Consider the following 3,077-nt stretch of genomic DNA (forward strand, 5'->3'; position numbering starts at 1 on the left):
TCTCGAACTTTCGGTTCATTGCGTCTTCACACACCGCAATCTGATGCTCTTTCGAGTAGTCAAATTGCTTGGGTGTTATATGGTCAAGCCTCACGGGCAATTAGTATTGGTTAGCTCAACGCCTCACAGCGCTTACACACCCAACCTATCAACGTCGTAGTCTTCGACGGCCCTTCAGGGGACTCAAGGTCCCAGTGAGATCTCATCTTGAGGCTAGTTTCCCGCTTAGATGCTTTCAGCGGTTATCTATTCCGAACATAGCTACCCGGCAATGCCACTGGCGTGACAACCGGAACACCAGAGGTTCGTCCACTCCGGTCCTCTCGTACTAGGAGCAGCCCCTCTCAAATCTCAAACGTCCACGGCAGATAGGGACCGAACTGTCTCACGACGTTCTAAACCCAGCTCGCGTACCACTTTAAATGGCGAACAGCCATACCCTTGGGACCGGCTTCAGCCCCAGGATGTGATGAGCCGACATCGAGGTGCCAAACACCGCCGTCGATATGAACTCTTGGGCGGTATCAGCCTGTTATCCCCGGAGTACCTTTTATCCGTTGAGCGATGGCCCTTCCATACAGAACCACCGGATCACTAAGACCTACTTTCGTACCTGCTCGACGTGTCTGTCTCGCAGTCAAGCGCGCTTTTGCCTTTATACTCTACGACCGATTTCCGACCGGTCTGAGCGCACCTTCGTACTCCTCCGTTACTCTTTAGGAGGAGACCGCCCCAGTCAAACTACCCACCATACACTGTCCTCGATCCGGATAACGGACCTGAGTTAGAACCTCAAAGTTGCCAGGGTGGTATTTCAAGGATGGCTCCACGCGAACTGGCGTCCACGCTTCAAAGCCTCCCACCTATCCTACACAAGCAAATTCAAAGTCCAGTGCAAAGCTATAGTAAAGGTTCACGGGGTCTTTCCGTCTAGCCGCGGATACACTGCATCTTCACAGCGATTTCAATTTCACTGAGTCTCGGGTGGAGACAGCGCCGCCATCGTTACGCCATTCGTGCAGGTCGGAACTTACCCGACAAGGAATTTCGCTACCTTAGGACCGTTATAGTTACGGCCGCCGTTTACCGGGGCTTCGATCAAGAGCTTCGCGTTAGCTAACCCCATCAATTAACCTTCCGGCACCGGGCAGGCGTCACACCCTATACGTCCACTTTCGTGTTTGCAGAGTGCTGTGTTTTTAATAAACAGTCGCAGCGGCCTGGTATCTTCGACCGGCATGAGCTTACGGAGCAAGTCCTTCACCCTCACCGGCGCACCTTCTCCCGAAGTTACGGTGCCATTTTGCCTAGTTCCTTCACCCGAGTTCTCTCAAGCGCCTTGGTATTCTCTACCCAACCACCTGTGTCGGTTTGGGGTACGGTTCCTGGTTACCTGAAGCTTAGAAGCTTTTCTTGGAAGCATGGCATCAACCACTTCGTGTTCTAAAAGAACACTCGTCATCAGCTCTCGGCCTTAGAATCCCGGATTTACCTAAGATTCCAGCCTACCACCTTAAACTTGGACAACCAACGCCAAGCTGGCCTAGCCTTCTCCGTCCCTCCATCGCAATAACCAGAAGTACAGGAATATTAACCTGTTTTCCATCGACTACGCTTTTCAGCCTCGCCTTAGGGACCGACTAACCCTGCGTCGATTAACGTTGCGCAGGAAACCTTGGTCTTTCGGCGTGGGTGTTTTTCACACCCATTGTCGTTACTCATGTCAGCATTCGCACTTCTGATACCTCCAGCAAGCTTCTCAACTCACCTTCACAGGCTTACAGAACGCTCCTCTACCGCATCACCTAAGTGATACCCGTAGCTTCGGTGTATGGTTTGAGCCCCGTTACATCTTCCGCGCAGGCCGACTCGACTAGTGAGCTATTACGCTTTCTTTAAAGGGTGGCTGCTTCTAAGCCAACCTCCTAGCTGTCTAAGCCTTCCCACATCGTTTCCCACTTAACCATAACTTTGGGACCTTAGCTGACGGTCTGGGTTGTTTCCCTTTTCACGACGGACGTTAGCACCCGCCGTGTGTCTCCCATGCTCGGCACTTGTAGGTATTCGGAGTTTGCATCGGTTTGGTAAGTCGGGATGACCCCCTAGCCGAAACAGTGCTCTACCCCCTACAGTGATACATGAGGCGCTACCTAAATAGCTTTCGAGGAGAACCAGCTATCTCCGAGCTTGATTAGCCTTTCACTCCGATCCACAGGTCATCCGCTAACTTTTCAACGGTAGTCGGTTCGGTCCTCCAGTTAGTGTTACCCAACCTTCAACCTGCCCATGGATAGATCGCCCGGTTTCGGGTCTATTCCCAGCGACTAGACGCCCTATTAAGACTCGCTTTCGCTACGCCTCCCCTATTCGGTTAAGCTCGCCACTGAAAATAAGTCGCTGACCCATTATACAAAAGGTACGCAGTCACCCAACAAAGTGGGCTCCCACTGCTTGTACGCATACGGTTTCAGGATCTATTTCACTCCCCTCTCCGGGGTTCTTTTCGCCTTTCCCTCACGGTACTAGTTCACTATCGGTCAGTCAGTAGTATTTAGCCTTGGAGGATGGTCCCCCCATATTCAGACAAAGTTTCTCGTGCTCCGTCCTACTCGATTTCATGACTAAGAGATTTTCGCGTACAGGGCTATCACCCACTATGGCCGCACTTTCCAGAGCGTTCCGCTAATCTCAAAGCCACTTAAGGGCTAGTCCCCGTTCGCTCGCCACTACTAAGGGAATCTCGGTTGATTTCTTTTCCTCAGGGTACTTAGATGTTTCAGTTCCCCTGGTTCGCTTCTTAAGCCTATGTATTCAGCTTAAGATACCTAACTTATGTTAGGTGGGTTCCCCCATTCAGACATCTCCGGATCAAAGTCTGTTTGCCGACTCCCCGAAGCTTTTCGCAGGCTACCACGTCTTTCATCGCCTCTGACTGCCAAGGCATCCACCGTATGCGCTTCTTCACTTGACCATATAACCCCAAGCAATCTGGTTATACTGTGAAGACGACATTCGCCGAAAATTCGCGATTAAACTCACAAATTTTACCTTAGCCTGAATAAACACCAGTGAAAGTG

General features: G+C 51.3%; 1 rRNA gene. It reads right to left on the reverse strand.

Annotated features, from left to right (window positions below):
• Positions 1 to 79 precede the first annotated feature (79 nt).
• Positions 80 to 2,971 (reverse strand): 23S ribosomal RNA (locus IB246_RS28545).
• Between the last annotated feature and the right edge of the window lie 106 nt (positions 2,972 to 3,077).

The sequence above is a fragment of the Pseudomonas sp. PDM01 genome (genome assembly GCF_014852325.1).
Taxonomy (GTDB): Bacteria; Pseudomonadota; Gammaproteobacteria; order Pseudomonadales; family Pseudomonadaceae; genus Aquipseudomonas; species Aquipseudomonas migulae.